The sequence below is a fragment of the Streptomyces tropicalis genome (assembly GCF_029269835.1).
Classification (GTDB): Bacteria; Actinomycetota; Actinomycetes; order Streptomycetales; family Streptomycetaceae; genus Streptomyces; species Streptomyces tropicalis.
This window is the reverse complement of the sequence record NZ_JARJBB010000001.1, coordinates 278,122-303,751: the sequence shown is the minus strand read 5'-3', so window position 1 is coordinate 303,751 and position 25,630 is coordinate 278,122. Positions and strand designations below refer to the sequence as shown.

The 25,630-nt window shown below is 75.2% G+C and carries 23 protein-coding genes, 1 other RNA gene, 2 pseudogenes and 1 riboswitch; of the genes and pseudogenes, 9 read left to right on the top strand and 17 right to left on the bottom strand.

Going from position 1 to position 25,630, the window contains the following annotated elements:
* Together P3H78_RS01355 and P3H78_RS01350 are read right to left on the bottom strand one after the other, a co-directional pair.
* Window positions 1–1,218, bottom strand: coding sequence for an SCO2321 family membrane protein (locus P3H78_RS01355; protein WP_276106839.1), 1,218 nt, complete (start codon window positions 1,216–1,218; stop codon window positions 1–3).
* A 119-nt stretch (window positions 1,219–1,337) separates the two neighbouring features.
* Window positions 1,338–1,415, bottom strand: a riboswitch (cobalamin riboswitch).
* Window positions 1,416–1,830: 415 nt separating this feature from the next.
* Window positions 1,831–2,493: a TetR family transcriptional regulator gene (locus tag P3H78_RS01350; protein ID WP_276106838.1), complete on the bottom strand. Its 663-nt coding sequence runs from the start codon at window positions 2,491–2,493 to the stop codon at window positions 1,831–1,833.
* A 201-nt stretch (window positions 2,494–2,694) separates the two neighbouring features.
* On the opposite strand from P3H78_RS01350, the gene P3H78_RS01345 reads away from it, so the two are divergent.
* The 3 genes from P3H78_RS01345 to P3H78_RS01335 are packed head-to-tail and all read left to right on the top strand — an operon-like array spanning window position 2,695 to window position 5,944.
* On the top strand, window positions 2,695–4,149 hold the full coding sequence (locus P3H78_RS01345) for a glycosyltransferase family 4 protein (RefSeq protein WP_276106837.1): 1,455 nt from the start codon (window positions 2,695–2,697) through the stop codon (window positions 4,147–4,149).
* Window positions 4,143–4,877 carry a class I SAM-dependent methyltransferase gene (locus P3H78_RS01340; RefSeq protein WP_276106836.1) on the top strand — a complete coding sequence of 245 codons (735 nt, stop codon included), beginning with the start codon at window positions 4,143–4,145 and terminating at the stop codon, window positions 4,875–4,877. Before P3H78_RS01345 ends, P3H78_RS01340 begins: the two co-directional genes overlap by 7 nt.
* The gene (locus P3H78_RS01335) at window positions 4,874–5,944 is read left to right on the top strand and encodes a prenyltransferase/squalene oxidase repeat-containing protein (RefSeq protein WP_276106835.1); all 1,071 of its coding nucleotides are present in this window, start codon (window positions 4,874–4,876) and stop codon (window positions 5,942–5,944) included. The genes P3H78_RS01340 and P3H78_RS01335 overlap by 4 nt, the downstream gene beginning before the upstream one ends.
* A gap of 4 nt (window positions 5,945–5,948) precedes the next feature.
* On the opposite strand, the gene P3H78_RS01330 is transcribed toward P3H78_RS01335, so the two are convergent.
* The 5 genes from P3H78_RS01330 to P3H78_RS01310 form a co-directional block, all read right to left on the bottom strand.
* The gene (locus P3H78_RS01330; protein ID WP_276106834.1) at window positions 5,949–6,242 is read right to left on the bottom strand and encodes a hypothetical protein; all 294 of its coding nucleotides are present in this window, start codon (window positions 6,240–6,242) and stop codon (window positions 5,949–5,951) included.
* Between the two features lie 145 nt (window positions 6,243–6,387).
* Entirely contained in the window at window positions 6,388–7,146 is a 759-nt protein-coding gene (locus P3H78_RS01325) for a DUF5336 domain-containing protein (RefSeq protein ID WP_276106833.1), read from the bottom strand.
* Between the two features lie 154 nt (window positions 7,147–7,300).
* Window positions 7,301–8,293 carry an N-acetylmuramoyl-L-alanine amidase gene (locus P3H78_RS01320; RefSeq protein WP_276106832.1) on the bottom strand — a complete coding sequence of 331 codons (993 nt, stop codon included), beginning with the start codon at window positions 8,291–8,293 and terminating at the stop codon, window positions 7,301–7,303.
* 10 nt (window positions 8,294–8,303) lie between these two features.
* Window positions 8,304–9,005 (bottom strand): class I SAM-dependent methyltransferase, encoded by a 702-nt coding sequence (locus tag P3H78_RS01315; protein ID WP_438827886.1) that lies wholly within the window; start codon window positions 9,003–9,005, stop codon window positions 8,304–8,306.
* 106 nt (window positions 9,006–9,111) lie between these two features.
* A complete protein-coding gene (locus P3H78_RS01310) occupies window positions 9,112–10,851 on the bottom strand; it encodes an MFS transporter (protein WP_276106831.1) in 1,740 nt (579 codons plus the stop codon).
* Window positions 10,852–11,156: 305 nt separating this feature from the next.
* Between P3H78_RS01310 and P3H78_RS01305 the strand changes: the two genes are divergently transcribed.
* Window positions 11,157–12,587, top strand: coding sequence for an MFS transporter (locus tag P3H78_RS01305; RefSeq protein WP_438827885.1), 1,431 nt, complete (start codon window positions 11,157–11,159; stop codon window positions 12,585–12,587).
* Between the two features lie 45 nt (window positions 12,588–12,632).
* Here the strand turns inward: P3H78_RS01305 and P3H78_RS01300 are convergent, their stop codons facing one another.
* The 5 genes and pseudogenes from P3H78_RS01300 to P3H78_RS33460 all read right to left on the bottom strand — a co-directional run.
* On the bottom strand, window positions 12,633–13,265 hold the full coding sequence (locus tag P3H78_RS01300) for a response regulator transcription factor (RefSeq protein WP_276107315.1): 633 nt from the start codon (window positions 13,263–13,265) through the stop codon (window positions 12,633–12,635).
* 53 nt (window positions 13,266–13,318) lie between these two features.
* Complete coding sequence (locus P3H78_RS01295; protein ID WP_276106829.1) at window positions 13,319–14,617, bottom strand: sensor histidine kinase; 1,299 nt, start codon at window positions 14,615–14,617, stop codon at window positions 13,319–13,321.
* A 15-nt stretch (window positions 14,618–14,632) separates the two neighbouring features.
* Window positions 14,633–15,352 (bottom strand): ABC transporter permease, encoded by a 720-nt coding sequence (locus P3H78_RS01290; RefSeq protein WP_276106828.1) that lies wholly within the window; start codon window positions 15,350–15,352, stop codon window positions 14,633–14,635.
* Window positions 15,353–15,585: 233 nt separating this feature from the next.
* Window positions 15,586–15,684, bottom strand: a pseudogene (locus P3H78_RS33465) (ABC transporter ATP-binding protein); the annotation flags it as partial.
* A 15-nt stretch (window positions 15,685–15,699) separates the two neighbouring features.
* A pseudogene (locus P3H78_RS33460) lies at window positions 15,700–16,260 on the bottom strand (ABC transporter ATP-binding protein); the annotation flags it as partial.
* Between the two features lie 348 nt (window positions 16,261–16,608).
* On the opposite strand from P3H78_RS33460, the gene P3H78_RS01280 reads away from it, so the two are divergent.
* Complete coding sequence (locus P3H78_RS01280) at window positions 16,609–17,466, top strand: MaoC/PaaZ C-terminal domain-containing protein (RefSeq protein ID WP_276106826.1); 858 nt, start codon at window positions 16,609–16,611, stop codon at window positions 17,464–17,466.
* 97 nt (window positions 17,467–17,563) lie between these two features.
* Here P3H78_RS01280 and P3H78_RS01275 read toward each other — a convergent pair whose 3' ends face one another.
* Window positions 17,564–17,722 (bottom strand): hypothetical protein, encoded by a 159-nt coding sequence (locus P3H78_RS01275; protein ID WP_276106825.1) that lies wholly within the window; start codon window positions 17,720–17,722, stop codon window positions 17,564–17,566.
* Window positions 17,723–17,826: 104 nt separating this feature from the next.
* The gene (locus tag P3H78_RS01270) at window positions 17,827–19,176 is read right to left on the bottom strand and encodes a hypothetical protein (RefSeq protein ID WP_276106824.1); all 1,350 of its coding nucleotides are present in this window, start codon (window positions 19,174–19,176) and stop codon (window positions 17,827–17,829) included.
* Window positions 19,177–19,375: 199 nt separating this feature from the next.
* Here P3H78_RS01270 and P3H78_RS01265 point away from each other — a divergent pair, with 199 nt between their 5' ends.
* The 3 genes from P3H78_RS01265 to P3H78_RS01255 are packed head-to-tail and all read left to right on the top strand — an operon-like array spanning window position 19,376 to window position 22,325.
* Window positions 19,376–20,224 (top strand): Nif3-like dinuclear metal center hexameric protein, encoded by an 849-nt coding sequence (locus tag P3H78_RS01265; RefSeq protein WP_276106823.1) that lies wholly within the window; start codon window positions 19,376–19,378, stop codon window positions 20,222–20,224.
* A gap of 13 nt (window positions 20,225–20,237) precedes the next feature.
* Window positions 20,238–20,981 carry a zinc ribbon domain-containing protein gene (locus tag P3H78_RS01260; protein WP_276107314.1) on the top strand — a complete coding sequence of 248 codons (744 nt, stop codon included), beginning with the start codon at window positions 20,238–20,240 and terminating at the stop codon, window positions 20,979–20,981.
* A gap of 12 nt (window positions 20,982–20,993) precedes the next feature.
* A complete protein-coding gene (locus P3H78_RS01255; RefSeq protein WP_276106822.1) occupies window positions 20,994–22,325 on the top strand; it encodes a bifunctional RNase H/acid phosphatase in 1,332 nt (443 codons plus the stop codon).
* 99 nt (window positions 22,326–22,424) lie between these two features.
* On the opposite strand, the gene eda is transcribed toward P3H78_RS01255, so the two are convergent.
* Both eda and yaaA read right to left on the bottom strand, forming a co-directional pair.
* Window positions 22,425–23,084, bottom strand: a complete 660-nt coding sequence (gene eda / locus P3H78_RS01250; RefSeq protein WP_276106821.1) for a bifunctional 4-hydroxy-2-oxoglutarate aldolase/2-dehydro-3-deoxy-phosphogluconate aldolase — start codon at window positions 23,082–23,084, stop codon at window positions 22,425–22,427.
* A gap of 148 nt (window positions 23,085–23,232) precedes the next feature.
* On the bottom strand, window positions 23,233–24,033 hold the full coding sequence (yaaA, locus tag P3H78_RS01245; protein ID WP_276106820.1) for a peroxide stress protein YaaA: 801 nt from the start codon (window positions 24,031–24,033) through the stop codon (window positions 23,233–23,235).
* Window positions 24,034–24,178: 145 nt separating this feature from the next.
* Here yaaA and rnpB point away from each other — a divergent pair.
* Window positions 24,179–24,582: RNase P RNA component class A (rnpB, locus tag P3H78_RS01240), an RNA gene on the top strand.
* Window positions 24,583–24,655: 73 nt separating this feature from the next.
* Here rnpB and P3H78_RS01235 read toward each other — a convergent pair.
* Entirely contained in the window at window positions 24,656–25,627 is a 972-nt protein-coding gene (locus P3H78_RS01235) for an antibiotic biosynthesis monooxygenase (RefSeq protein ID WP_276106819.1), read from the bottom strand.
* Window positions 25,628–25,630: the final 3 nt, after the last annotated feature.

Genomic DNA, 25,630 nt, shown 5'->3' with positions numbered 1-25,630 from the left:
TCACGGCTGCTTCTTCTTCGAGCGGCCGCTCAGCAGGAACCCGACGCCGATGCCCGCGACCAGGCAGGCGCCGACGAACCACCAGGTGCCGTGCCCGGAGTCGTCCTTCTGCCGGGCGTCCGCGGCCCCCGTCGCCCGGACCGCCAGCGGCGCCGGGCCGGTCGCCGACAGCTTCCCGACCAGGTCCAGGCCGCCGAAGTTGCGCGGGTCGGTGCCGGTGGCGTGGGCCGCGAAGATCAGCTGGGCCCAGGCGGCGGGACCGCTCTGCACGGCCCAGGACCCGGCGTGCTTCTCCAGCCACTGCAGCGGCGTGCGGGCCTGCGCGGCCCCGCCCTGCGCGGCGAGCGCGACGACCGCGTCGGCGGTGTTGCCGACGTCGGGCTGGTCGGTGGCGCCGGGCATCGTGGACGTCAGGTGGCCGGTCCTGGCCGTGGCCTGCGCGAGGTAGGCCGCGCCGTTGGCGGCGGCCCGCGCCGGGGCCGGCCCGCCGGAGCCGGTGCAGTGCGCCTCGGCCGCCGTGCCCGCGGCCCTGGGCGCCAGGCCCAGGCCGAGCGCGCCGACCACGCCCGCGGCGGTGGCGTCCGCGTTGGGGGCGAGCCTGCCCTTCTTGTCGGGCTGGAAGGCGAAGGCGCCCGAGCCGTCGCCGGAGCACGGCAGGGCCAGCTTCACCAGGGCGTCGAGGGGGGACTTGCCGTCCTTCACGACGGAGGCGGGCTTCTCGCCCACGGCGGCGAGCGCGCCGACGACGACGGAGGTGGAGTTGGCGTCGCTGGCGCCGCCCGGGTTGTACCCCCAGCCGCCGTCCTTGTTCTGCACGGACTTCAGCCAGGTGACGGCCTTGCCGGTGGTGCCGCCGTGGCCGCCGAGCGCGGCGAGCGCCTGGACCGCGACGGCCGTGCTGTTGGTGTCGACCATCACCTTCGCGTCGCAGGCGTGGCCGGGCAGCGCACGGTAGGCGGCGAAGGCGCCGTTCGCGCACTGCTGTCCGGTCAGCCAGTCCACGGCCTTCACGGCGGGGCGCACGCCCACGGTGTGCTGGGCGAGCAGGGCGAGGGACTGGCGGAAGACGCCGTCGTAGGTCGGGTCGGTGCGCCCGTAGAGCCCGGAGGGCAGCGCCGGCTTCGGCGATGCGGTCGGGGCCGGGGCGGCGACGGCGGGGGCGGCGCCGCCGAGCACGGCTATGGCGGCCAGGGCCGCGGCGCTGCGGCGAACGTTCATGATCGGCGGTTGCCTCTCCTGCGGGGAGCCGGGCAGCGCGGGACACCCCGGGCGGCTCGGCTCCGTATACCTCGACGGGCCGTGCGGCGGCGGGACGCCGACGCAGGTGAGCCGGTCATTCTCCCGGCGGGGCAGTCCGGCTCACCGCCCCGGGGCGGCTCACGGTTGCGGGTCAGCGCCGGAATTGCACCGGCTTCCCCCCGTACGGGTGTGATGACGACCCGGCCACTCTACCGGCAGGTATCAAGGGGCCGGGAGGCGCCCGCACGCGGGGCCGGGCGGGCCGTCCGAGGGCGGGATCCGCGCCCCGGGGCCCTGCCCGGGCCCGCCCCGCCGCGGGCTCCCCGCGCCGCCGCCGTCGGCCCGTCGCAACTAGAACAGGTTTCTCCGGATTCGGGCCGCCCACCTGCGCCCCGTCCGGCACCGCGTGCCTCCCCCGGCGGCCGGCCCGTGCCCGGCCGTCCGGCGGACCGCCGGACACGGACCGTGGGGCACGGGCGGCAGGGCGCGGCCGCCGGACACGGACCGCGGGGTGCGGACGGTGCCGGGTGGGGCGGCACCGCCGGACGGGCGGGCGCGACGGGCGGAGCCGCGGGGCGGGGCGCCCGCGGCTCAGTCCGCGGGCCCCGTGAGGTCGATCAGGCGGCACACCGTCTCGATGTCCCCCTTCACCTGGGCGATGGAGGCGCGGCCCGAGAGCCAGGTGATCAGCGCCGACAGCCAGGTGTGCTCGATGACGCGGACCGCGGACAGCTGCTCCGGGGTGGGGTCGTCGCTGCCCATCGCGTCCAGGATGATCGCCGTGGTCTGCCGGGAGACCTGGTCCACCTCGGGGCTCACGCTGCGGTCGGCGAAAGTCAGCGCGCGGACCATGGCGTCGGCCAGATGCGGCTCGCGCTGGAGGGCGCGGAAGGCGCGCATCAGGGTGTGGGCGACCCGTTCGCCCGCCGTCTCGCCCACGGGGGGCCGCCGGCGCAGCGTGGCGTGCAGGTGCTCCAACTGGTCCTGCATGGTGGCGACCAGCAGGTGCACCTTGGAGGGGAAGTACCGGTAGAGCGTGCCCAGGGCCACCTGCGAGGACTCCGCGACCTCGCGCATCTGCACCGCGTCGAAGCCGCCGCGGCCGGCGAGTTGGGCGCTGGCCCGCAGGATGCGGCGGCGGCGGGCCTCCTGGCGCTCGGTCAGGGGCGAGGCCGGCGGGCTCCCCGCTCGGACGGAGGGGCGTACGGGGGAGGGTCGCGCGGTGCGGGACTCCCCCTTGGCTTCCGCGTGCATGGGCACCGTTCCGTGACAGTCGGTGAGGGCGGTGGGACGGGGCGGCGGGGCCGCCGTGGCGCGAATCACCCGATCCACTGCTCGCAGCGCGGCTACCTGCCGGTAGATTCGTAGCCTCCTGGACGATCAAGTCTGAAACTTGTTCTAGATTAGCGTCCCGGCGTAATCTCGCGGGACAGTGCAGCCAGAAGGGGGCCCAGAGTGACCGCTGAGGCCAGTCAGGCGGGTCCCCGGGACGCCGCCGCCGACGGCGGGCGACCGCTCAGGATCGCGCTCCTCACCTACAAGGGAAACCCGTTCTGCGGCGGTCAGGGCGTCTACGTGCGCCACCTCTCCCGCGAGCTGTCCCTCCTCGGCCACCGGGTGGAGGTCATCGGCTCCCAGCCCTACCCCGTCCTCGACGAGGGCCATGAGGGCGTGAGCCTCACCGAGCTGCCGAGCCTCGACCTCTACCGCCAGCCGGACCCCTTCCGCACCCCCGCGCGCGAGGAGTACCGCGACTGGATCGACGCGCTGGAGGTCGGCACCATGTGGACCGGCGGCTTCCCCGAGCCGCTGACGTTCTCCCTGCGGGCCCGCCGCCATCTGCGCGCCCGGAGCGGCGCGTTCGACGTCGTGCACGACAACCAGACCCTCGGCTACGGCCTGCTCGGCGACGTCGGCGCCCCCCTGGTCACCACCATCCACCATCCGATCACGGTGGACCGCCGCCTGGAGCTGGACGCGGCCGAGGGATGGCAGCGCCGCTGGTCGGTCCGCCGCTGGTACGCCTTCACGCGGATGCAGAAGCGCGTCGCCCGCCGGCTTCCGTCGGTCCTCACCGTCTCCGGCACGTCCCGTCAGGAGATCGTCGACCACCTGGGCGTGCGCCCGGACCGGATCCACGTCGTCCACATCGGTGCCGACACCGACCTGTTCTCGCCCGACCCCGCCGCCCCGCAGGTCCCCGGCCGGATCGTGACCACCTCCAGCGCGGACGTGCCGCTCAAGGGCCTGGTCTTCCTCGTCGAGGCGCTCGCCAAGGTGCGGGCCGAGCACCCCGCCGCGCACCTCGTCGTCGTCGGCAAGCGGCCCACCGAGGGGCCGGTCGCCCAGGCCGTCGAGCGCTTCGGCCTCGAGGGCGCGGTCGAGTTCGTCAAGGGCATCTCCGACGCCGAACTCGTCGACCTGGTGCGCTCGGCCGAGGTCGCCTGCGTGCCGTCGCTCTACGAGGGCTTCTCCCTGCCGGCCGCGGAGGCGATGGCCACCGGCACCCCGCTGGTCGCCACGACCGGCGGCGCCATCCCGGAGGTCGCGGGCCGCGACGGCGAGACCTGCCTGGCGGTGCCGCCCGGCGAACCGGGCGCGCTGGCCGCCGCGTTGACCCGCCTGCTGGGCGACCCCGCGCTGCGCGAGCGCCTCGGCCGCGCCGGACGCGAGCGCGTGCTCGGCCACTTCACCTGGGCGCGGGCCGCCGAGGGGACCGTGGCCCGCTACCGCGAGGCCATCGCCGACCGGGCCCTGCGGCGCCCCGGCCTCGCGCCCGTCACGGCCCTGCCGTACGGCGACCGCACGGCGCTTGCCGCCGCACCCGGGGGAGACCGCGACGGTGTGCGCGCCGCCGCCATACCGATGACCGACGCCGAATCCAACCGCGAAAGCAGGGCCACGTGCTGACCGTCGACTTCTCCCGGTTCCCGCTCGCCCCGGGCGACCGTGTCCTGGACCTCGGCTGCGGAGCCGGCCGGCACGCGTTCGAGTGCTACCGGCGCGGAGCCCAGGTCGTGGCCCTCGACCAGAACGGCGAGGAGATCCGCGAGGTCGCCAAGTGGTTCGCCGCGATGAAGGAGGCCGGTGAGGCCCCGGCGGGCGCCACCGCCACCGCGATGGAGGGCGACGCGCTGGCCCTGCCGTTCCCGGACGAGTCCTTCGACGTCGTCATCATCTCCGAGGTGATGGAGCACATCCCCGACGACAAGGGCGTCCTCGCCGAGATGGTGCGGGTGCTCAAGCCCGGCGGACGCATCGCCGTCACCGTCCCGCGCTACGGCCCCGAGAAGGTCTGCTGGGCGCTGTCCGACGCCTACCACGAGGTCGAGGGCGGCCACATCCGCATCTACAAGGCGGAGGAACTCCTCGGCCGGATGCGGGAGGCGGGCCTGAAGCCGTACGGCACCCACCACGCGCACGCGCTGCACTCGCCGTACTGGTGGCTGAAGTGCGCCTTCGGCGTCGACAACGACCAGGCGCTCCCGGTGCGGGCGTACCACAAGCTGCTGGTCTGGGACATCATGAAGAAGCCGCTGGCCACCCGGGTCGCCGAGCAGGCGCTGAACCCGCTGATCGGCAAGAGCTTCGTGGCCTACGCGACCAAGCCGCACCTTCCCCGGACGGCCGCCCGGTGACCACGCCCCGCACGGAACACCTGGTCCTGCCCGGGGTCCTCACCGCGGAGCAGGCCGCCGCCACCGTCCGCGGCATCCTCGCCGTGCAGCGGGAGGACGGGGCCGTGCCCTGGTTCCGCGGCCACCACCTCGACCCCTGGGACCACGTCGAGGCGGCCATGGCGCTGGACGCCGCGGGCGAGCACGAGGCCGCCGAGCGCGCCTACGCCTGGCTGGCCCGGCACCAGCAGGACGACGGATCCTGGTACGCGGCCTACGCCGACGGCGCCCACGACGACGTCACCGACCGCGCCCGGGAGACCAACTTCGTCGCCTACACGGCGGTCGGGGTGTGGCACCACTACCTCGCCACCGGTGACGACACCTTCCTGGACCGCATGTGGCCGGTGGTGTTCGCCGCGGTGGAGTTCGTGCTGCGGCTCCAGCAGCCCGGCGGCCAGATCGGCTGGAAGCGGGAGGCCGACGGCACCCCCGTCACCGACGCCCTGCTGACCGGCTGCTCCTCCATGCACCACGCGCTGTGCTGCGCCCTCGCGATCGCGGAGCAGCGCGAGGAACCCCAGCCGGACTGGGAGCTCGCCGTCGGCGCACTGCGGCACGCGATCCGGCGGCACCCGGAGCGGTTCCTCGACAAGGACCGCTACTCCATGGACTGGTACTACCCGGTGCTCGGCGGAGCGCTCACCGGCACCGAGGCCAAGGAGCGCATCGAGGCCGACTGGGACCGCTTCGTGGTGCCCGGCCTCGGAGTGCGCTGCGTGGTGCCCAACCCGTGGGTGACCGGCGGCGAGTCGGCCGAACTCGCCCTCGCCCTGTGGGCGGTGGGCGAGTCCGACCGCGCGCTGGAGGTGCTGCAGTCCATCCAGCACCTGCGCGATGCGGAGAGCGGCCTGTACTGGACGGGCTACGTCTTCGAGGACGACGCCGTCTGGCCCCGCGAACTGACCACCTGGACGGCCGGGTCCCTGCTCCTCGCCGTGGCCGCGCTCGGCGGCCACGAGGCCACCTGCACCGTCTTCGCCGGGGACCGGCTGCCGAGGGGACTGGACCCGGACTGCTGCGGCTGAACCGTCAGTGCCGCTGCATGCGGTGGGCGATGGAGTGCCCGATGAACAGGTACACCACCGCGGCGAGGCCGTAGCCGGCCACGACCCGTGCCCAGGCCTCGTTGAAGGTGAACAGGTCACGCGACCAGCCGGCCAGCCAGTCGGCCGCGCGGTGGACGAACTGGACCAGGTCGTTGGCCCGGTTGGCGTCCAGCAGGTACATGAGGATCCACAGTCCGAGAATGACGGCCATGATGTCGGCGACCACCGCGACGACCGTCCCCGCGGAGTTGGAGCTGCTGCGATATCTGGGGGACATGCCTTCCGTCTGGCCCTCGAACGCTTTTTGAAACCTGGCCGGTTCGGGCTCCCGCCGGGACCGCCGGGCGCCCGCGCGGAACGGCGACGGCCCCCCGCCCTCGGGGGCGGGGGGCCGTACGGCGCGGACGGTCGAGGGGCCTGCCTCAGCCGCGCTGGATGTTGGAGGCGTCCTGCAGCACCCCGCGGCGGCCGTCCTGCATCTCCGTGAGCAGGCCCTGACCGCGCTGCTCCACGGCCAGGTACCAGACACCCGGGGTGAGTTCGGCGATCGGGGTCGGCGCGTTGTCCTCACCGAACAGCGGGCGCGGCGCCGGGACGGCGAACCAGAACGGCGAGAAGGGCGCGGCCTGCTGCGGCGCCGGCTGCGGCCGGCCGCCGAACGGCTGCGTCTGCTGCGGCTGCGCCCCGTACGGCTGCTGGCCGCCCGGGTAGCCGTAACCGCCGGGCGGCTGCGCACCGTAGGGCTGCGGCGCGGCCGGCTTGGGGGCCGGGACCAGCGCGGCCTGCAGGGCGGGCACCAGCGGGGTCGCGACGGCGGCACCGGCGAGCACGAGGGCGGCGATGAAACCTAGGATCAGGCCGGCGCCGGCGCTGCTCACGTCGATCAGCGTCCACAGCAGCGCCCAGGCGGCGGAGACGGTCAGGACCGTGCCGACCGTGCCCAGGTCCAGGCCCGCCACCTTGCGGGGCTGGGGCAGCGCGCGGGCGGTCACGACGAGCGCGGCGCCGATCACCCCGGCCATGTAGACGCCGAGGCCGAGTCCGAGGTCGTCCCACGCGTTCGGGACGGAGCCGCAGTAGGGGCCACTGCAACTCGCCAGGCCCAGGAACGACGCGATGAACAGCAACACCGCTGCTCCGATCACCACGCCGTCGCCTCGAGTGAGGGAGCGGATATTCACTTCAGGTCCTTCGCAGGTCGTCACGTCGTCGGTGGGGGGCGTCGCTGGCACCGGGTCGCCCCTGGGTCCCGGTGGCAGCGCGGGGGTGGCCCCTGATCGTCGGGACGACACTATCGTCCGTGCCGCCGGGGTGTCCGCCGGGACCGTGAGCCGGTCACGACCCGCGCAGGAAACTCACGATTCCCTCGGAGATCCCCTGTGCCGCCTTCTGCCGCCAGGCCCCGCTGGTCAGCTGCGCCGCGTCCTTGCTGTCGCGCATGTTGCCGCACTCGATGAACACCTTCGGAACCGTTGACAGATTGAGACCGCCCAGGTCCGTGCGCGTGACGAGTCCGGTACCGCCGCCGAGGTAGTTGGAGGGCGCGTCGCCCGTGACGCGCACGAAGGAGCCCGCCACCCGTTCGCCGAGCTCGCGCGAGGGCCCCACGATGCCCCGGGTGTCGGCGCCGCCCGCGTGCACGGTGCCGGGCAGGATCACGTGGAAGCCGCGGTCGCCGGCGGCGGCGCCGTCGGCGTGCAGGGAGATGGCCGCGTCGGCGTGCGCGTCGTTGCCGATCCGGGCGCGCTCGTCGACGCACGGGCCCCACGCTGGGGAGTCCCCGTCGCGGGTCATCCGCACCGTGGCCCCCTGCGCCTCCAGCAGCGCGCGCAGCCGGTGCGCCAGGTCCAGGGTGAACCGTGCCTCGGTGTACCCCGCGTCGGTGGACGTGCCGGTGGTGTCGCACTCCTTGCGGTTGGTGCCGATGTCCACCGGGCGGCCGATCTCGCCGGTGTGCCGGAAGTTGCCCTGGTTGTGGCCCGGGTCGACGAGGACGACCCTGCCCGCCAGGGGGCCCGTGCCGCCGGAACCGCCGGACACCCCGCCCGGCTTGCCGTCGCCGCCGCCCGCCCCGTGCGACGCGGACGGCGACGCCGTCGCGGACGGTGCCGTGGAGGAGGACGGCGGACGGGAGGCGGAGCCCGGCGCGGTGCCGGAGACGGCGCCCGCCGCGTCCGGTCGGCCCACGGCGCCGGAGTCGCCGGTGACCTCGTACAGCAGCCAGCCCAGCAGTCCGCCGGCCACCAGCGCGGCGAGCGCGACGGCCAGCGGGACGCGCCGGGGCCGGCGCGGCTCGTGGGGATCGAAGTCGGGGCCTGTGTAGGACACGTCAGCGACCCTAACCGCGGGCCCCGGCCGACGCGCCGGTTCGCCGCAGGACGCGCAGAGAGCCGGTCACCGAGACCTCGGTGAACTCGCCGGACTCCAGGGCCCGCAGGTACACGCGGTACGGGGCCTGCCCGGTGAACTCGTCCTCCGGGTCGGGGAAGACGTCGTGGATGACCAGCAGGCCGCCCTCGGCGACGTGGGGTGCCCAGCCCGCGTAGTCGGCGCCCGCGTGCTCGTCGGTGTGGCCGCCGTCGACGAAGACCAGGCCGAGCGGGGTGTTCCACAGCGCGGCGATCTGGGGCGAGCGGCCGACGAGCGCCACCACGTGCTCCTCCAGGCCGGCCCGGTGCAGCGTGCGCCGGAAGGCGGGCAGCGTGTCCATCAGGCCGATCTCCGGATCGACCGTGTCCGGGTCGTGGTAGTCCCAGCCCGGCTGCTGCTCCTCGCTGCCGCGGTGGTGGTCCACGGTGAGCGCGGTGACCCCGGCCCGTCGGGCCGCCTCGGCCAGCAGGACCGTCGAGCGCCCGCAGTAGGTGCCGACCTCCAGCAGCGGCAGCCCGAGCCGCCCGGCCGCCGCGGCCGCGCCGTACAGGGCGAGGCCCTCGTCCACTGGCATGAAGCCCTTCGCGGCCTCGAACGCGGCCAGGATCCCGGCGGGGGGTGCCACCGGCTCGAACGCGGTCGCGGGATCGGAGGCGGGTGCCGCGGGCATGGGGGTCCTTCCGGTCGTACGGACGTCTCGGCCCCATGCTGCCGCACCCCCCGCCGGCGGGGCGACGGAGGGTGCGGGTGGGGTGCGCCACGGCGCGGGGCGACGGTCAGGCGGTGACCGTCTCGCCGGGCAGCGCCAGGTCCAGGTCGACCGCGCGGTCGTCGCCGGCGTGGGTCGCGGACAGCGCGTGCGGGCCGTGTCCGGCGGCGCGGGCCGCCAGGACGTACGGGCCCTCGGCGGGCACGGTCAGCGCGTAGCGGCCGTCCTCGGCGGACAGGGCGGCGCCCGCCTGGCGCCCGCGGCGGTCGATCAGCGTGACCTTGGCGCGGGCGACGGGGGAGCAGCCGGCGTCCAGGATCCGGCCGCGGAAGCCCCGCAGCACCTCCTCGGCACGCACCAGGTTGGCGTCCTCCTCGCTGCTCGCCCGCAGCTGCGGCACCGTGCTGCGGCTGCGGCCGGGCAGGCACAGGGCCAGCAGCAGGCCGACGGCGACCGCGGCCGTCGCGATCAGGAAGGAGACCCGGAAGCCGTGCATGGTCGGGATCGCGCGCCCGCCGGCGTGGTGCGCGGTGTTGGCGAGCACCATGCCGATCACGGCGCTCGACACCGAGGTGCCGATGGACCGCATCAGGGTGTTGAGGCCGTTGGCGGCGCCCGTCTCGGAGGCCGGGACCGCGCCGACGATCAGGGCGGGCAGGGAGGAGTAGGCCAGGCCGATGCCGGCGCCGAGGACCACCGAGGTGACCACCGTCTGCCAGGCGGCGTCCATCAGGCCGAGGCCGCCGCCGTAGCCGATCGCGATGATCAGCAGGCCGGTGATCAGCGTGACCTTCGGGCCGTAGCGGGCGGACAGGCGGGCGTACACCGGCGCGATGAACATCATCGTCAGGCCCAGCGGAGCCACGCACAGGCCCGCGACGACCATCGACTGCCCGAGGCCGTACCCGGTCGCGCTGGGCAGCTGGAGCAGCTGGGGCAGGACCAGCGAGACGACGTAGAAGCTGACCCCGACCATGATCGAGGCGAGGTTGGTCAGCAGCACCTCGCGGCGGGCGGTGGTGCGCAGGTCGACCAGCGGGGCCGCGACGCGCAGCTCCATCAGGCCCCACAGCAGCAGCACCACGACGGCGGCCGCGAACAGGCCGAGCGTGGTGCCCGAGGACCAGCCCCAGTCGCTGCCCTTCGTGACGGGCAGCAGGAGCAGCACCAGACCCGCGGACAGGCCGAGCGCGCCCGGCAGGTCGAAGGAGCCCCGGGCGCGCATCGGCGACTCGGGGACGACGAGGAGGGTGAGGACGATGGCGAGCACGCCGAGGCCGGCGGCGCCGTAGAAGAGGGCGTGCCAGTTCGTGTGTTGCGCGACCAGGGCCGCGGAGGGCAGCGCGAGGCCGCCGCCGACGCCGATCGAGGAGCTCATCAGCGCCATGGCCGACCCGAGCCGCTCGCGGGGCAGCATGTCCCGCATCAGGCCGATGCCGAGCGGGATGGCGCCCATGGCGAAGCCCTGGAGCGTGCGTCCGACGATCATGGGTATCAGGGCGCTGGTGAAGGCGCTGACCAGCGCGCCCACCACCATCACCGCGAGGCTGGTGATCAGCATGCGGCGCTTGCCGTTCAGGTCGCCGAGGCGGCCCATGATCGGCGTGGCCACCGCGCCCGAGAGCAGGGTCGAGGTCAGCACCCAGGTCGCGTTGCTGGGCGCGGTGTCCAGCAGCTGCGGCAGGTCCTTGATGACCGGGACGAGCAGGGTCTGCATCACCGCGACAACGATGCCCGCGAAGGCGAGCACCGGGACGACGGCCCCGCTCGCGCTCCGGGTGGGCCGGCTGGTTGTCGTGAGTGTCATGTGGGCAGGCCTCCGGGCCGTTGGAGAGGGGGTGGGCGGTCATCCGTGCGGGACAAGCCCCGGGTAAACCCCGTACGCCCGGGCAACTATTCCGATGCTTCGGCGTCCTAACGATTTCTTGACCGTTCCGTGACGACCGACCGGCCGTCAGGGGTCCGCCCCAGGGCGTGTCCGCAAGGTCGCGTCGTTCGCCCGCAGGGCGGGCGTCGCGACGCATACGGGACTTTGCGGACACGCCCTAGGCCCCAGGACCGAGGCGGGGCGGTGCGAAAAGCCGATGCGGCGGGTGCGGGCGCGTTGAGAGCATGGCGCCCATGCTCGAAGCGCCCGCCGTCACCCCGATATCCCGCCGCAGCGCACCGCCGACCTGGCTGGTGGTCGCGCTCGCCTGCGCCGGGCAGTTCCTCGTCGTCCTCGACGTCTCCGTCGTCAACGTCGCACTGCCCTCCCTGCGCACCGGCCTCGGGCTCGGCGCGCCGGGCCTGCAGTGGGTGGTGAACGCCTACGCGATCGCCTTCGCCGGGTTCATGCTGCTCGGCGGGCGGGCCGGGGACCTCTACGGGCGCAAGCGGATGTTCCTCGTCGGGCTCGGCCTGTTCACCCTGGCCTCGCTCGGCGGCGGACTCGCACAGCACGGCTGGCAGCTGCTTGCCGCACGGGCCGTGCAGGGGCTCGGCGCGGCGGTGCTCGCGCCCTCGACGCTCACTCTGCTGACCGCTGCCGTGCCCGAGGGGGCCGCACGGGCGCGGGCCATCGCGACCTGGACCGCCGTCGGAGCGGGCGGCGGCGCGGCCGGCGGCCTCGTCGGCGGGGTGCTGGTGCAGGGGCTGTCGTGGCGCTGGGTGCTGCTCGTCAACGTGCCGGTCGGCGCGCTGGTGCTGGCCGGCGCCGCGCGGTGGCTGCGGGAGAGCCGGGCCGGGGGCGGCCGCCGGCTCGACCTGCCCGGTGCGCTGCTGGTGACCGCAGGACTGGCCGTGTTCGCCTACGGGATCTCGCAGACCGAGGCCGAGGGGTGGACGGCCGCCGCGACGCTGGTGCCGCTGCTCGCCGGACTCGCCCTGCTCGTCCTGTTCCTCGTCGCCGAGGCCCGCACCGCCGCCCCGCTGATGCCGCTCGCACTGCTGCGGGTCCGCTCGGTGGCCTCGGCGAACGCGGCGATGTTCCTCAGCGGTTCCGCGATGTTCTGCATGTGGTTCTTCATGACCCTGTACGCGCAGAACGTCCTCGGCTACACCCCGGTCCAGGCCGGGCTCGCCCTCGTCCCCAGCTCCCTCGCCGTCGTCCTCGGCTCCAAGCTCGCCCCGCGGCTCATGCCGGTGGCCGGGCCGCGCACCGTCGCCGTGGTGGGGACGCTGCTGGCGGCCGCCGGGTTCGCCTGGCAGTCCACGATGCGCGCGGACGGCGCGTACCTGACGGGCATCATGCTGCCCGGCATCCTCATGATGCTGGGCGCGGGACTCGCGGCCACCCCGCTCGCCGCGCTGGCCACGTCCGGCGCCGCACCGGGCGACGCGGGCCTGGTCTCCGGGCTCGTCAACACCTCCCGCACGATGGGCGGTTCGCTCGGCCTCGCGGCCATGTCCACCCTGGCGGCGGCCCGCACCGCGGGCCGGACCACGCCGGAGGGCCTGACGGACGGCTACGCCCTGGCCTTCCGGACCGCCTCGGTGGTGCTCCTCGGCGGCGCGGTCGTGATGCTGCTGTGGCTGCCCCGGCCTGCCGGGAAAGTGGCCTGAGGCAGCCGGAGTCCGGCCAGGGCTCCTCCGGCAGGGGACCCCGCTCTACAGCCACCCCTGCCGGCGGGCCTCGCGGACCGCCTCCATGCGGTTGCGGGTTCCGGTCTTGCCGATGGCCGAGGAGAGGTAGTTGCGGACGGTGGACTCCGACAGGTGCAGCCGGCCGGCGACGTCCGCGACGGTCGCCCCGTCGGCCGAGGCCTTCAGCGCGTCGCACTCGCGGGCCGTCAGCGGGCTCGGACCGGCGCTGAGGGCCGCCGCGGCGAGCACCGGGTCGACCACCGTCTCCCCGGCGAGCACCCGGCGGATCGCCGCGGCCAGTTCCTCCACCGGCCCGTCCTTGACCAGGAAGCCCGCCGCGCCCGCCTCCATGGCCCGGCGCAGATACCCGGGCCGGCCGAACGTGGTCAGGATCAGCACCCGGCAGTCCGGCACCTCCCGGCGCAGGTCGGCGGCCGCGTCCAGGCCGCTGCGGCCCGGGAGTTCGATGTCCAGCAGGGCCACGTCGGGCCGGTGGGCCAGCGCGGCGTCCACGATCGCGTCGCCCGCCCCGACCTGCGCCACCACGCTGATGTCCGGCTCCATGCCGAGCAGCAGCGCGAGGGCGCCGCGCATCATGCCCTGGTCCTCGGCCAGCAGGACCCGGACGGACGGGGCGGGGCGGTGGTCCCGCGGCATCTCGTTCACGGCTCAAGCGTAGGGATCCGCGGCCCTTCGCGTGAGCCCGGCGGTCATACCGTCCCGGGCGCCGGGGCGAGGGGGGAGCCGGACGGTTCCGCGATGTCGTCGGCGCCCACCGGGAGTTCGGCGGTGACCGTGAAGCCGCCGCGCGGCGACGGCCCCGCCCGCAGGGAGCCGCCGGCCGCCGCGAGGCGTTCCGTCAGCCCCGTGAGCCCGGTGCCGCCGACGCCCTCCGGGACCGGCCGGGACGCCGACCCGTCGCCGTCGTCGCACACCCGCAGCCTGACCCGCTCGGCGCTGCGGTCGACGGTGATCTCGCACCGGCGCGCGCCGCTGTGCCGTACGGCGTTGGTGACCGCCTCGCGGACCACCCAGCCCAGCAGGGCCTCGGTCTGCGGGGCGAGCGGCGCACCCGAGCGCTGCACCACGGGCTCGATCCCGGCGGCGGCCAGCGCCGAGCGGGCGCCGTCCAGTTCGGTGCTGAGGCTGCCCTGCCGGTAGCCGGTGACGGCCTCCCGTATCTCGGTCAGCGCCTGGCGGCCCACCGACTCGATGTCGGTGACCTGCGCCAGCGCCGCCGCCATGTCCCGGGGCGCCAGCCGCCGCGCCGCCTCCGACTTCACCACGATCACCGACAGGGTGTGGCCGAGCAGGTCGTGCAGGTCGCGGGAGAAGCGCAGCCGCTCCTGCTCCACCGCGCGGCGCGCCAGCTCCTCCCGGGCGGCGCGCAGTTCCCGCACGGCCTCGGACAGGGACAGGATCGCGGCCGTCACCATCGTGGAGATCCACGTCGCGTAGGCGATGCCGAGTCCGTTCCAGCCGTCGCGCAGACCGGAGACGACACCCGCGAGCACGGCCACGGCGGTGCCGAGGCCCCGCAGCTGCGGTCCGCGCAGCACGGCGCCCGTCGCCAGGCCCAGCAGCGGGAAGAACAGCAGCCAGGTGCCCCCGTAGCCGGCCGCCAGGGTGCACGTGACGGCGGCGAGCACGCCGAGGGCGACCCGGGTGGGGAGCGCCGCCCGCCGCTCCCGGTCGAAGGCGCGGAACGCCACATAGATGTAGAGGGAGTTGAAGGCGAGCAGCCCCAGCCCGCCGATCCACGGGTCGGGCGTCCGCCCCTGGAAGACGTTGGAGAAGGCACCCATGCCCATCAGCAGCCACGGCAGCAGGCTGAAGCCGTTGGCCGGCGGGCCCGGGTGCTCCTCGGCCTTCCCTGCCCGGCGCGCCGCCCGGCACGCGGCCTTCGCCCGCCGCACGTCCTCCGGGCGCCGCCGCGTCCGCTCGCGCCCCTGCCGCGGCGCCGCACGTCCCCGTGCCCACCGGCTGCGCACCCCGTCTCTCCCGGTCATCCCCGTTCCCCCTGTTCAGACGGCGCCCGCGCCGCGGCGGTGCGACAGGACGGCGTACGCACCGAACACCAGCAGCCAGGCGGTCAGGACGAGGATCGCACCGATCGGGGGGAGGTGTCCCTCGGTGACCGCCGACCCGATCGCGGCGAAACGGCAGGTGGGCATGTACGCGGACAGCGTGCGCAGCCAGGGCGGGAAGAGGACGACAGGGAACCACAGGCCGCCGAGGACGGCGAGCCCCAGATTGCACACCATGTTCGCCACGCCCGTGGTCTGCGCGGTCAGCCGGTAGCCGTTGCCCAGTCCGAGCAGGGTGAACGGGATCGAGCCGAGCCACAGGCACAGCGCGGTCAGCACCCACTGCCAGAGGGCCAGCCGCACCCCGTCGGCCAGGCCGCCCGCCGCGAGCACCGCCGTGATCGCGGGCAGCACGGTCACCGAACCGGTCAGCGCCCGGCCGGCCACCACCTGCCGCGCAGGCATGGGCGTCACCCGCAGCTGCCGCAGCCAGCCGACCGTGCGGTCCTCGGCGACGCCGCCGCCGGTGCCGAGGGCGGAGCCGACCGCCCCGTACGCGGCCATGCCGACCATGGAGGCGGTGCGCCACCCGGCGTCCTGGCCGCCGCCGAGGTGGGTGAAGAGCAGGTACATCAGCACCGGCATCGCGATCCCGCCGATCACGAAGCCCGGGTCGCGCAGCGTCCGCCGCACCTCCAGCCGCAGATAGGCCCCCATCACGCCGCCTCCCTCCCGCGCGCGGTCAGGGCGAGGAAGGCGTCGTCCAGCGACGCCGGGGCGACCTCCAGGTTCCGGATCGCGCCGAGCCCGGCCAGGGCGACCACCGTCGCGTCCGGGTCGTCCGTGCGCAGCCGCGCCCGGTCCCCGCGCACCTCCACCGACCGCACGCCCGGCAGCAGTTCCAGCCTGGAGGCGGTCCGGCCCGCCAGGTCGACGCCGACGAGACCGCCGCCCGCGGCCCGGCGCAGCTCCTCGCCGGTGCCGTCGGCGACGATCCGGCCGCGGTCCAGCACGAGGATCCGGTCCGCGTACGCGTCGGCCTCCTCCAGGTAGTGCGTGGAGAACAGCACCGTCCGGCCGTCCCGAGCGTCCGCGCGCAGCGCCTCCCAGAAGGCGCGCCGGGCCTCGACGTCGAGGGCCGCGGTGGGTTCGTCCAGTACGAGCAGCGCCGGGTTCCCGGCCAGCGCGACCGCGAACCGCACCCGCTGCGCCTGGCCGCCGGAGATCCGGTCCACACGGCGGCCCGCCAGTTCGGCGATCCCCGCGCTCCGCAGCGCGCGGTCCACGGGCAGCGGGTCGGGGTAGCGGCCCGCGACGAACGCGACCAGCTCGCCCACGGTGACCCGGGGCACCGCCCGCGCGTCCTGCAGCATGGCCCCCACCAGCCCCTCCCGCACCGCCCGCTCCGGTGGTGCGCCGAACAGCCCGACCGTCCCCGAGTCGGGTTCCAGCAGGCCGAGCAGCAGCGCGATCGCCGTCGACTTGCCCGCGCCGTTGCGGCCGAGCAGGGCCACCGTCCCGCCCCGGCCGATGCGCAGGTCCACGCCGTCGACGGCGCGCACGGCACCGAACGTCCTGACGACCCCCGTGAAGGACACGGCCGGGTGCGTCCCCGGTGTCTTCATCATGCCCACGACGCTACGAGCGGTAAGGGCCCGCCCAACAGAGGCGGTTGTACGGACTCGGGCAGGACAAATGTCCCGCCGGACTCCGGACTGCCGGACTCCGGTCCGCCGGACTGCCGGACCCCGGTCCGCCGGACTGCCGGACTGCCGGACCTCCGGTGTGCTTCCCCCACCCGGAAGGCCGGGTTATACAAAGGGGACGCCGGAGCGGCCGCCTTCGCTCCTCGGGCCCGGCCCGCGGCCGAGGCGGAGTGCCCGCGTTCCCGTACGGCCCGCGACGACCGAGGTGCGGCCCGCGGTCCGCCCGCACCGCGGGCCGCACCGGTGCGCACGACCCTCAGGAGCCCCATGCCCGTCGACGCCGCCCAGGCCCTCGCCGCCGAGCCCCGCACCGGCACCGTCACCTGGACCGCCAAGGACGTCCAGCTCTACCACCTCGGCATCGGCGCGGGCGTCCCCGCCACCGACCCCGGCGAGCTGCGCTACACGCTGGAGTCCCGGCTGCACGTCCTGCCCAGCTTCGCCACCGTCGCCGGCTCCGGGCCGCCCGGAGTGATCAGCGGCCTGTCCCTGCCCGGGATCGACGTCGACCTCGCCCACGTGCTGCACGGCGGGCAGGCCCTCACCGTCCACCGGCCGCTCCCGGCCCGCGGCCGCGCCACGGTCGCCGACCGGATCGCCGCCGTGTACGACAAGGGCACGGCGGCCGTCCTCGTGCTGCGCACCGAGGCCGCCGACGCCGACGGCCCGCTCTGGTCCGGCGAGACGCGGATCTACGTCCGCGGGGAGGGCGGCTGGGGCGGCGACCGCGGACCCTCCGCCCGCCACGACGAGCCCGCCGGCCCGCCCGACCTGACGGCCGAACGGCCGGTCCGCGAGGACCAGGCCCTCCTGTACCGCCTCAGCGGCGACCTGAACCCCCTCCACGCCGACCCCGGCTTCGCCGCGCGTGCCGGCTTCGATCGGCCGATCCTGCACGGGCTGTGCACCTACGGCATGGCGCTCAAGGCCGTCGTGGACACCCTGCTCGGCGGCGACGTGACCCGGGTGCGCTCCTACGACGCGCGCTTCGCCGGGGTGGTGCACCCGGGGGAGACCCTGCGCATCCGCATGTGGCGGCGGCCCGGAGCCGTCCGGGTCGGCGTGACCGTGGTCGAGCGGGGCGACGCGCCCGTCCTCGCCGGTACCGTCGCCGCCCGCCCCTGATCCCGCCCGCCGGTACCCGCCCCGGCACGGGCGCCCCGGACGCGGAACGGCCCCGCCCTCCACCGGAGGACGGGGCCGTACGCCGTTGCCACCGCCGTCAGGCGGCCGCCTCGGACTGCTCGCCCGGCTTGCGGTGACGACCCCTGGGGGTCGCCCCCGCCTCCTGGGAGGAGACGGAGCCGCGGTGCTTGCCGTGACCGGTGGCCTCCTCGGCCTCCCCGGCGGACTGCGGCTGGGTCGTGCTGGCGTCGCTCATCGGTAGAACTCACCCCGTCAACATCATCTTTCGTACAGCCGGGCGAGTCTAACCGTCCCCCCTCGGAACGGATCCAGGCGGCCACGCCGACCGGCACGACTTTGTTACGTGCCCGCCATACGACCTGTCAGGGGTGCCTGCTGCAGCGGAACCGGGCGCGGCGCGTCGGCCGCCGCGGCCTGCCGCGCCGGGTCGGCCGGATCGTCCGCGTGCAGTGCTGCCTGCAGCCCCGCCTGCGGTCCCATCCGGGGTCCCTCCTGCGGCCCCATCCGGGGTCCCTCCTGCGGGAACGAGGGCAGCGCGGGCCCGTCCGCCGGGTGCGGCGGCCCCCCGTCCGGCCCCGTCGCCCGCGCGTCCGCCGGGTCCGGACCGTCCGCCGCGCACGGCGCCGGACGCGGGGGCGCCGCCCACCGCGCCACCGCGCAGGGCACCTCCTCGGTGGCGTACGGCAGGCACAGCTCGGCCTCCGGAGTCCACCGGCCCGCGCCCGCCAACCACCCCTCCGGTGCCGGGAGATGGTGCACCCGGCGGTCGGCGGGGCGCCACATCCCGACCCAGCTGCCGAGCGCGCCCTCGCAGTGCAGGGCGACCGCGCAGTGCTCCGGCGTCAGCACCTGCCCCGGCTGGATCGCGAACGGCGTCACCACGCAGTCCGCCAGCCGCAGGCACGCGGGGAACCGCACCGGCAGCGCGCTGCCGAGGACGCCCCAGCCCAGCCGGGGCTGCCCGGGGGAGGGGGCGTCCGAGCGGATCAGCAGCAGCCCGCTGTCCGGGTCGGCGAGCAGCAGCCGGTCGTCGCTGCCCGGCGCGATCTGGAGCAGCGGCGACACCTCGCCCTCGCACTCCAGGTCCACCACGACCGTCCGCGTCCGCCCGGCGATCTCCCGGTCCAGGGCCAGCATCCGCCCCGAGCGGTCCAGCCACACCCCGCCCGAGCAGCGGCCCGGCACCTCCGCCACCAGCTCCGGCCCGAGGGCGCCGCCCACCACCAGCCACACCGCGGTCGACCGGCGGCCCACGGCGATCGCGTAGGCCCGCCCGCCGCAGGGCGCCGGGGGCAGCAGCCGCAGCCCGGTGCCCTCCGGGCACTCCACCGCGCCGAGCGCCAGCTCACCGGTGCCCGGACCGGTCGGGTACAGCAGCGCGAACGTGTGCCGGCCGGCCGCGAGCCGCCGGACCAGGACCCGGCCGTCGCCCATCGGCTGGACCTCGGTGCCGGGCTCCTCGGGCTGGTTCCCCGGCAGCGGCACCGCGTAGGGCTCGGGGCCGTCCAGCGTCCAGCGCTCCGGGAACAGGGAGTCTCCCCGGCGGGCGAGACGGGCCGCGTACGCGCCGTCCGCGGTGATCGTGCAGCCTGCCCGCGGCGCGTCGCCGGGCTCCTGCTCCGCCGTCGGCGGTGGGACCACCCCCTGCTCGAACGCCGCCGGGAGCTTGGGAGACGCACAGGCCGTCATCGTTCGGTCACCTCCGGTGGGTGACGCTAGTTTTCGCCCGCGCAGCGGGTGGGGCGGCGGGCGGCGGCTTCACACATAAGGGTGGTGCAGAAGCGATTCGCCTGAGGGAACGGAGAGCCCTGTGCTGGACGCCGGGGGCCGCCACCGGGGCGGGCGGCACCGGTACGGCGGCGCAGTACGGGCAGGTAGCCTTGCACCCGTGCCCCGTCTGTCTGAAGTCATCGCCGCGCTGAACGACCTGTGGCCCGCCGAGCGGGCCGAGTCCTGGGACGCGGTCGGCACCGTCGTGGGCGACCCCGACCAGGAGGTCCGCCGCGTGCTGTTCGCGGTCGACCCGGTCCAGGAGATCGTCGACGAGGCGGTGAAGCTGGGCGCCGACCTGCTCGTCACCCACCACCCGCTCTACCTGCGCGGGACGACGACGGTCGCGGCCTCCACCTTCAAGGGCCGCGTGGTGCACACCCTCATCAAGCACGACGTCGCGCTGCACGTGGCGCACACCAACGCCGACACCGCCGACCCGGGAGTCTCCGACGCCCTCGCCGGCGCGCTCGACCTGCGCGTGGTGGGCCCCCTGGTGCCCGACGCCGGCGACCCCGCGGGCCGCCGCGGGCTGGGCCGGATCTGCGAACTCGACCACCCCATCACCGTCCGCGAACTCGCCGCCCGCGCAGCCGAGCGGCTGCCCGCCACCGCGCAGGGCGTCCGCGTCGCCGGCGACGCGGAGGCCGTGGTCCGCACCGTCGCCGTCAGCGGCGGCTCCGGCGACGGCCTCTTCGACGCCGTGCGCGCCGCCGGCGTGGACGCCTTCCTCACCGCGGACCTGCGCCACCACCCGGCGTCCGAGGCCGTCGCGGACCGCACCCACGGATCCCTCGCGCTGCTCGACGCGGCGCACTGGGCCACCGAGTGGCCCTGGTGCGAGCTGGCCGCCGCGCAGCTCGACCAGATCTCCGACCGGCACGGATGGGACCTGCGCGTCCACGTCTCCAAGACGGTCACCGACCCCTGGACCGCCCACGCGGCGTCCACCGCCACCACTAGCTAACGGGAGCCCCCAACTGAACGCCGCGCCCGCCGACCAGATCCGACTCCTCGACGTGCAGGCCCTGGACGTGCGCCTGCAGCAGCTCGCGCACAAGCGCCGGTCGCTGCCCGAGCACGCCGAGATCGAGTCGCTGACCAAGGACCTCACCCAGCTGCGCGACCTGCTGGTCGCCGCGCAGACCCAGGACAGCGACACCGCCCGCGAGCAGACCAAGGCCGAGCAGGACGTGGACCAGGTGCGCCAGCGCGCCGCCCGCGACCAGCAGCGCCTGGACTCCGGCGCGATCACCTCGCCGAAGGACCTCGCCAACCTCCAGCACGAGATCGTCTCCCTCGCGAAGCGGCAGGGCGACCTGGAGGACGTCGTCCTCGAGGTCATGGAGCGCCGCGAGGCCGCCCAGGAGCGGGTCGCGGAGCTGACCGAGCGCGTCGGCTCCGTCCAGGCGAAGATCGACGACGCGACCGGGCGCCGGGACGCCGCCTTCGAGGAGATCGACGGCGAGGCCGCGTCGGTGTCCAAGGAGCGCGAGGTCGTCGCCGGCTCCGTCCCCGCGGACCTGCTGAAGCTCTACGACAAGCTGCGCGGGCAGCAGGGCGGCATCGGTGCGGCCAAGCTGTACCAGCGCACCTGCCAGGGCTGCCGCCAGGAGCTCGCCATCACCGAGCTGAGCGAGATCCGCGCGGCCGCCCCCGACACGGTCGTGCGCTGCGAGAACTGCCGCCGGATCCTGGTGCGCACCACCGAGTCCGGCCTGTAGGGAGCGAGCGGCGTGCGGGAGTTCGTCGTCGAGGCCGACGGCGGGTCGCGGGGCAACCCGGGACCCGCGGGCTACGGCGCGCTGGTGGCCGACGCGGCGACGGGGGAGACCCTCGCCGAGGTCGCCGAGTACGTGGGCGTGGCCACCAACAACGTCGCCGAGTACGGCGGTCTGCTGGCCGGACTGCGCGCCGCGCACGCCCTCGACCCGGCGGCCCGCGTGCACGTCCGGATGGACTCCAAGCTCGTCGTCGAGCAGATGTCGGGCCGCTGGAAGATCAAGCACCCCGCGCTCAAGCCCCTGGCCGGGCAGGCGTCCCGGGTGTTCCCGGCCGACCGGGTGACGTACGAGTGGATCCCGCGCGAGCAGAACAAGCGGGCGGACCGGCTGGCGAACCTGGCGATGGACACAGGGGTGGCCGGCGGAGGCGCGCCGCCGGCCGGGGCCGAGCCGTCCTCCGGGCAGCACCAGCCCGCGTCCGACGCATCGTCCACCGCCGGTGAACCGCCCGCCGGTGAAGCGTCCGCCGGTGACGCATCCGTTGGCGCACTGCCCCTCGGTGAACCGCCCGCCGGTGAAGCGTCCGTCGGCGCACTGCCCGTCGGCGAACCGCCCGCCGGACGGGCCGCTGCGGACCTCCGCGCGGCCCGCACCGTGGGCACCGCCGCCCCCACGGCGACCGGCGCCCTCCCCGCCGCCGGCTGGGCCCCCGCCGACCTCGGCGCCCCCGCCACCCTGGTGCTGCTGCGCCACGGCGAGACCCCGCTGACCCCGCAGAAGCGGTTCTCCGGCAGCGGAGGCAGCGACCCCTCGCTCTCCGGCATCGGCCGGGAGCAGGCCGAGCGCGCCGCGGCGGCCTTCGCCCGGCGCGGGACGATCCAGGCCGTCGTCTCCTCGCCGCTGGCCCGCACCCGCGAGACCGCGGGCATCGTGGCCGCCCGGCTCGGCCTCGACGTCACCGTCGACGACGGCCTGCGCGAGACCGACTTCGGCGCCTGGGAGGGCCTCACCTTCGCCGAGGTGCGCGAGCGCCACCCCGAGGACCTGAACGCCTGGCTGGCCTCCCCGGACGCTGAACCCACCGGCGGCGGCGAGAGTTTCGCGGCCACCGCGGACCGGATCGCCGTCACCCGCGACCGGCTGGTCGCGGCGCACGCGGGCCGTACGGTCCTGCTGGTCACGCACGTCACCCCGATCAAGACGCTGGTCCGGCTGGCGCTCGGCGCCCCGCCCGAGGCGCTGTTCCGCATGGAGCTGTCGGCGGCCTCCGTCTCCGCGGTGGCGTACTACGCGGACGGCAACGCGAGCGTGCGCCTGCTCAACGACACGTCCCACCTGCGCTGAGCGCCTCGGTCCCGTCCGGACCCGGCGCCCGGATCCCGTACGCACCCGCGGGCCGGAGACCCCCTGCCCCGGCCCGCGGTCCCTGCCCGCGACCCCGCGTCACGCCGCCCGGACCAGCCCCGACGCCGCGCGGGCCAGGGCCTCGATCCGCGTCCAGTCCCGGTCGGCGACCGCGTCCGGGGGAAGCATCCACGTACCCCCCACGCAACCGACGTTGGGCAGGGCGAGGTACTCCGCCGCGTTGCCGGGGCCGATGCCACCGGTCGGGCAGAAGCGGGCGCCGGGCAGCGGCCCGGCCAGTGACCTCAGATAGGCGGTGCCGCCCGCGGCCTCGGCCGGGAAGAACTTCATCTCCCGCACGCCCCGCTCCAGCAGCGACACGACCTCCGTCGCCGTCGACACCCCCGGCAGGTACGGCAGTCCGGACGCGTCCATGGCCGCCAGCAGGGCGTCCGTCCAGCCAGGGCTGACCAGGAAGCGCGCCCCGGCCGCCCGGCACCGCGCCACCTGGGCCGGACCGAGGACCGTGCCCGCGCCGACCACCGCGTCCGGCACCTCCTGCGCGATCGCCCGGATCGCGTCGGGCGCGGCCGGCGTCCGCAGGGTCACCTCGATCGCGGGCAGTCCCCCGGCCACCAGGGCCCGCGCCAGCGGTACGGCGTCGGCGGCGTCGTCGACCACGGCGACCGGCACCACGGGCGCGAGGTCCAGCACGGAGCCGTGCCGGGCGGCCGGGGAGGAGGGCGGGGACGAGGTCATGGGCTCATCGTGCCGCCGCGTTTCACTCCACGCAAAGGCTGTTGCACACACTGCAACACCAGGCCCGGGTCCGCGGCAACCGCCCTCCGCGGGGGCACAGGACCCCTCCGCCGGGGCGCGGGAACCTCCGCCGGGCGCAGGCGCCCCCTCAGTGGATCTCCGACACCACCACGTCCAGTGCCCACGCCCGGCCGGCCCGCGCCGGCGGCTCCGCCTCGACCGTGTGGCCGAGGTCGCGCAGCGCCTCGACCAGCTCCGCCGGGTTCCTCGGGGCGGCTCCCTCGGTCAGCAGGCCGCGGACGATCCGGCCCTTGGTGGCCTTGTTGAAGTGGCTGACCACGGACCGCTTCTCCACGCCGTCCACGATCTGCGTGTGCAGCACCCGCACGGTCGCCGTCCGGCCCGCGACCTCGCCCCGGGGCTTCCAGGCGGCCGCGTAGGCGGCGGACCGCAGATCCAGCACCAGACCGTCACCGGCGGTCTCGGGCATGACCGACGCCATCGGGGCGCGCCAGTACGCGCCCAGCGCGCCGAGCCCCGGCAGCCGCACCCCCATCGAGCACCGGTAGGAGGGGATCCGGTCCGTCACCCGCACAGCACCCCACAACCCGGAGAACACCAGCAGGGACCGCGCGGCGCGCCTCTTGGCGGCGGTGTCCAGGGAGGCCAGGCCGAGGGCGTCGTAGAGCACACCGGTGTAGATCTCCCCGGCGGGACGCGTGCCGGCCGTGAGCAGCCCGGTGTTCTTCGCGACCTCCCCGCGCAGCCCCTCGCTCAGCCCGAGCACCTCGCGCGCCTTCTCCTCGTCGCCGGCGCACAGCCCGGCCAGCTCGTCGAGGACGGCGGCCCGGGCGTCGGCGAGCCCCGGCAGCGACAGCGAATCCGGCCGCAGCGGGGCACCGCGACCGGAGGACGCCTTGCCTTCGGACGGGGGCAGCAGGACAAGCACGGGGTCTCTCCTTCGACGATCCTTCGGCGCCAGCGTACGGCGCCCACGGCCGTCTTCCCCCACCCGCTCACGCCGCCAGGTCTCCCGCCACCGCGACCGGGCGGAAGCGGTCGGATCCGCCCGGTACCATGGTCGGCACGGCAGACGAGCCGGGCGGGCGGCCGCGTGGAGTCCCTCAGGGGGCTTCCCGAGGAACGTCCGGGCTCCACAGGGCAGGGTGGTGGCCAACGGCCACCCGGGGTGACCCGCGGGACAGTGCCACAGAAAGCAGACCGCCGGGGACCTCGGTCCTCGGTAAGGGTGAAACGGTGGTGTAAGAGACCACCAGTGCCCAGGGTGACCTGGGCAGCTAGGTAAACCCCACCCGGAGCAAGGTCAAGAGGAGCGCCGTGAAAAGCGCTCTGCGCGGACGTTCGAGGGCTGCCCGCCCGAGTCCGCGGGTAGACCGCACGAGGCCGGCGGCAACGCCGGCCCTAGATGGATGGCCGTCGCCCCGGCGCCCGCGAGGACACCGGGGAACAGAACCCGGCGTACAGCCCGACTCGTCTGCCCCCCGTTCGGAGAGCCGGCCGGTGGATCGGGGCCGCGCGCCCGCGCGCGGGATGCCGGCTTCCGGTCCCGGTCAGGGCAGTGTCCAGAACCGGACCGTGACGAGGTAGAAGACGACCGCCCAGAGGGCCATCGCCACCGCGACGACGCCGAGGCCACGGAGCCCGGCCCGTGCCGGTTCGTCCGGCGGCGGCCGCAGCCATCGCCCGAGCAGCGGGTTCACGTAGTAGGGCATCGTCAGGAAGCTCATGATGAAGCTCGACAGAAGATTGCCCACGAGCAGGCCGATCCAGAGCGGCATGTGCAGCGGGAACAGAGCGAGCGTCAGCAGCACGACGGTCGGGTACAGGCCGACCCAGACGGCGAGGGACGTCCTGGTCTCGGAGGGAGGCGGCGGGGCCTCCTTGCCGTTGCCCTCGAAGGCGAACCAGCTGCCGAACGAGTTGTCGATCGTGCGCAGCCTGAAGTCGCTGAACTTCGCGCCCTCGGCCAGGACCTTGCGCCGCTCGGGCGAGGTCAGCCAGGCGTCGAGGTGCTCGGCGGTGTCGTAGCGGTACAGCGTGGTCCATTCCTCCTGGAGCCCCTCGATGGGACGGAAGAGCTCGGTCCCGCGAAACCCCTCGAACCTGCTCTCCTCCTCGACCATGCGGTGCTGCCAGTCGAGGAAGTCGTCGACCTGGTTCGGCTGGACGCGGTGGGTGACCACCACGGTGACCAGCGGGTCCAGTGACTGCGTGCCGCTGCTCACCACCTGCTGGGTCGCCGGGCCGTCGAAGTACTGGGCGCCGACGTCGAGATACGTCTGCCGGGTCGCGCTGTTGACCCACGCCTGCAGATGGGCCACCGAGTCGAACCGGTACACGACGACCCAGTCGGCCTGCAGCGATGTCGGCCGGGAGATCTCGGCGCCGAGGAAGCCGGGGTAGTAGGCGGCTGCGGCGTTGAGGTTCTCCTGCCACGACTCGAACTCCCTTTCCCTCCCGGGCAGGACCTTCTGGCCGATGATCACCGTCGCTGCGGCGGCGATGTTCTTCCCGGTGTTCATGGC

Coding starts and splice junctions, on each gene's coding strand:
- P3H78_RS01355 (WP_276106839.1), bottom strand. CDS start 1,218: ATGAACGTTCGCCGCAGCGCCGCGGCCCTGGCCGCCATAGCCGTGCTC.
- P3H78_RS01350 (WP_276106838.1), bottom strand. CDS start 2,493: ATGCACGCGGAAGCCAAGGGGGAGTCCCGCACCGCGCGACCCTCCCCC.
- P3H78_RS01330 (WP_276106834.1), bottom strand. CDS start 6,242: ATGTCCCCCAGATATCGCAGCAGCTCCAACTCCGCGGGGACGGTCGTC.
- P3H78_RS01315 (WP_438827886.1), bottom strand. CDS start 9,005: ATGCCCGCGGCACCCGCCTCCGATCCCGCGACCGCGTTCGAGCCGGTG.
- P3H78_RS01310 (WP_276106831.1), bottom strand. CDS start 10,851: ATGACACTCACGACAACCAGCCGGCCCACCCGGAGCGCGAGCGGGGCC.
- P3H78_RS01305 (WP_438827885.1), top strand. CDS start 11,157: ATGGCGCCCATGCTCGAAGCGCCCGCCGTCACCCCGATATCCCGCCGC.
- P3H78_RS01300 (WP_276107315.1), bottom strand. CDS start 13,265: ATGCCGCGGGACCACCGCCCCGCCCCGTCCGTCCGGGTCCTGCTGGCC.
- P3H78_RS01295 (WP_276106829.1), bottom strand. CDS start 14,617: ATGACCGGGAGAGACGGGGTGCGCAGCCGGTGGGCACGGGGACGTGCG.
- P3H78_RS01290 (WP_276106828.1), bottom strand. CDS start 15,352: ATGGGGGCCTATCTGCGGCTGGAGGTGCGGCGGACGCTGCGCGACCCG.
- P3H78_RS01280 (WP_276106826.1), top strand. CDS start 16,609: ATGCCCGTCGACGCCGCCCAGGCCCTCGCCGCCGAGCCCCGCACCGGC.
- P3H78_RS01275 (WP_276106825.1), bottom strand. CDS start 17,722: ATGAGCGACGCCAGCACGACCCAGCCGCAGTCCGCCGGGGAGGCCGAG.
- P3H78_RS01270 (WP_276106824.1), bottom strand. CDS start 19,176: ATGACGGCCTGTGCGTCTCCCAAGCTCCCGGCGGCGTTCGAGCAGGGG.
- eda (WP_276106821.1), bottom strand. CDS start 23,084: ATGACCTCGTCCCCGCCCTCCTCCCCGGCCGCCCGGCACGGCTCCGTG.
- P3H78_RS01235 (WP_276106819.1), bottom strand. CDS start 25,627: ATGAACACCGGGAAGAACATCGCCGCCGCAGCGACGGTGATCATCGGC.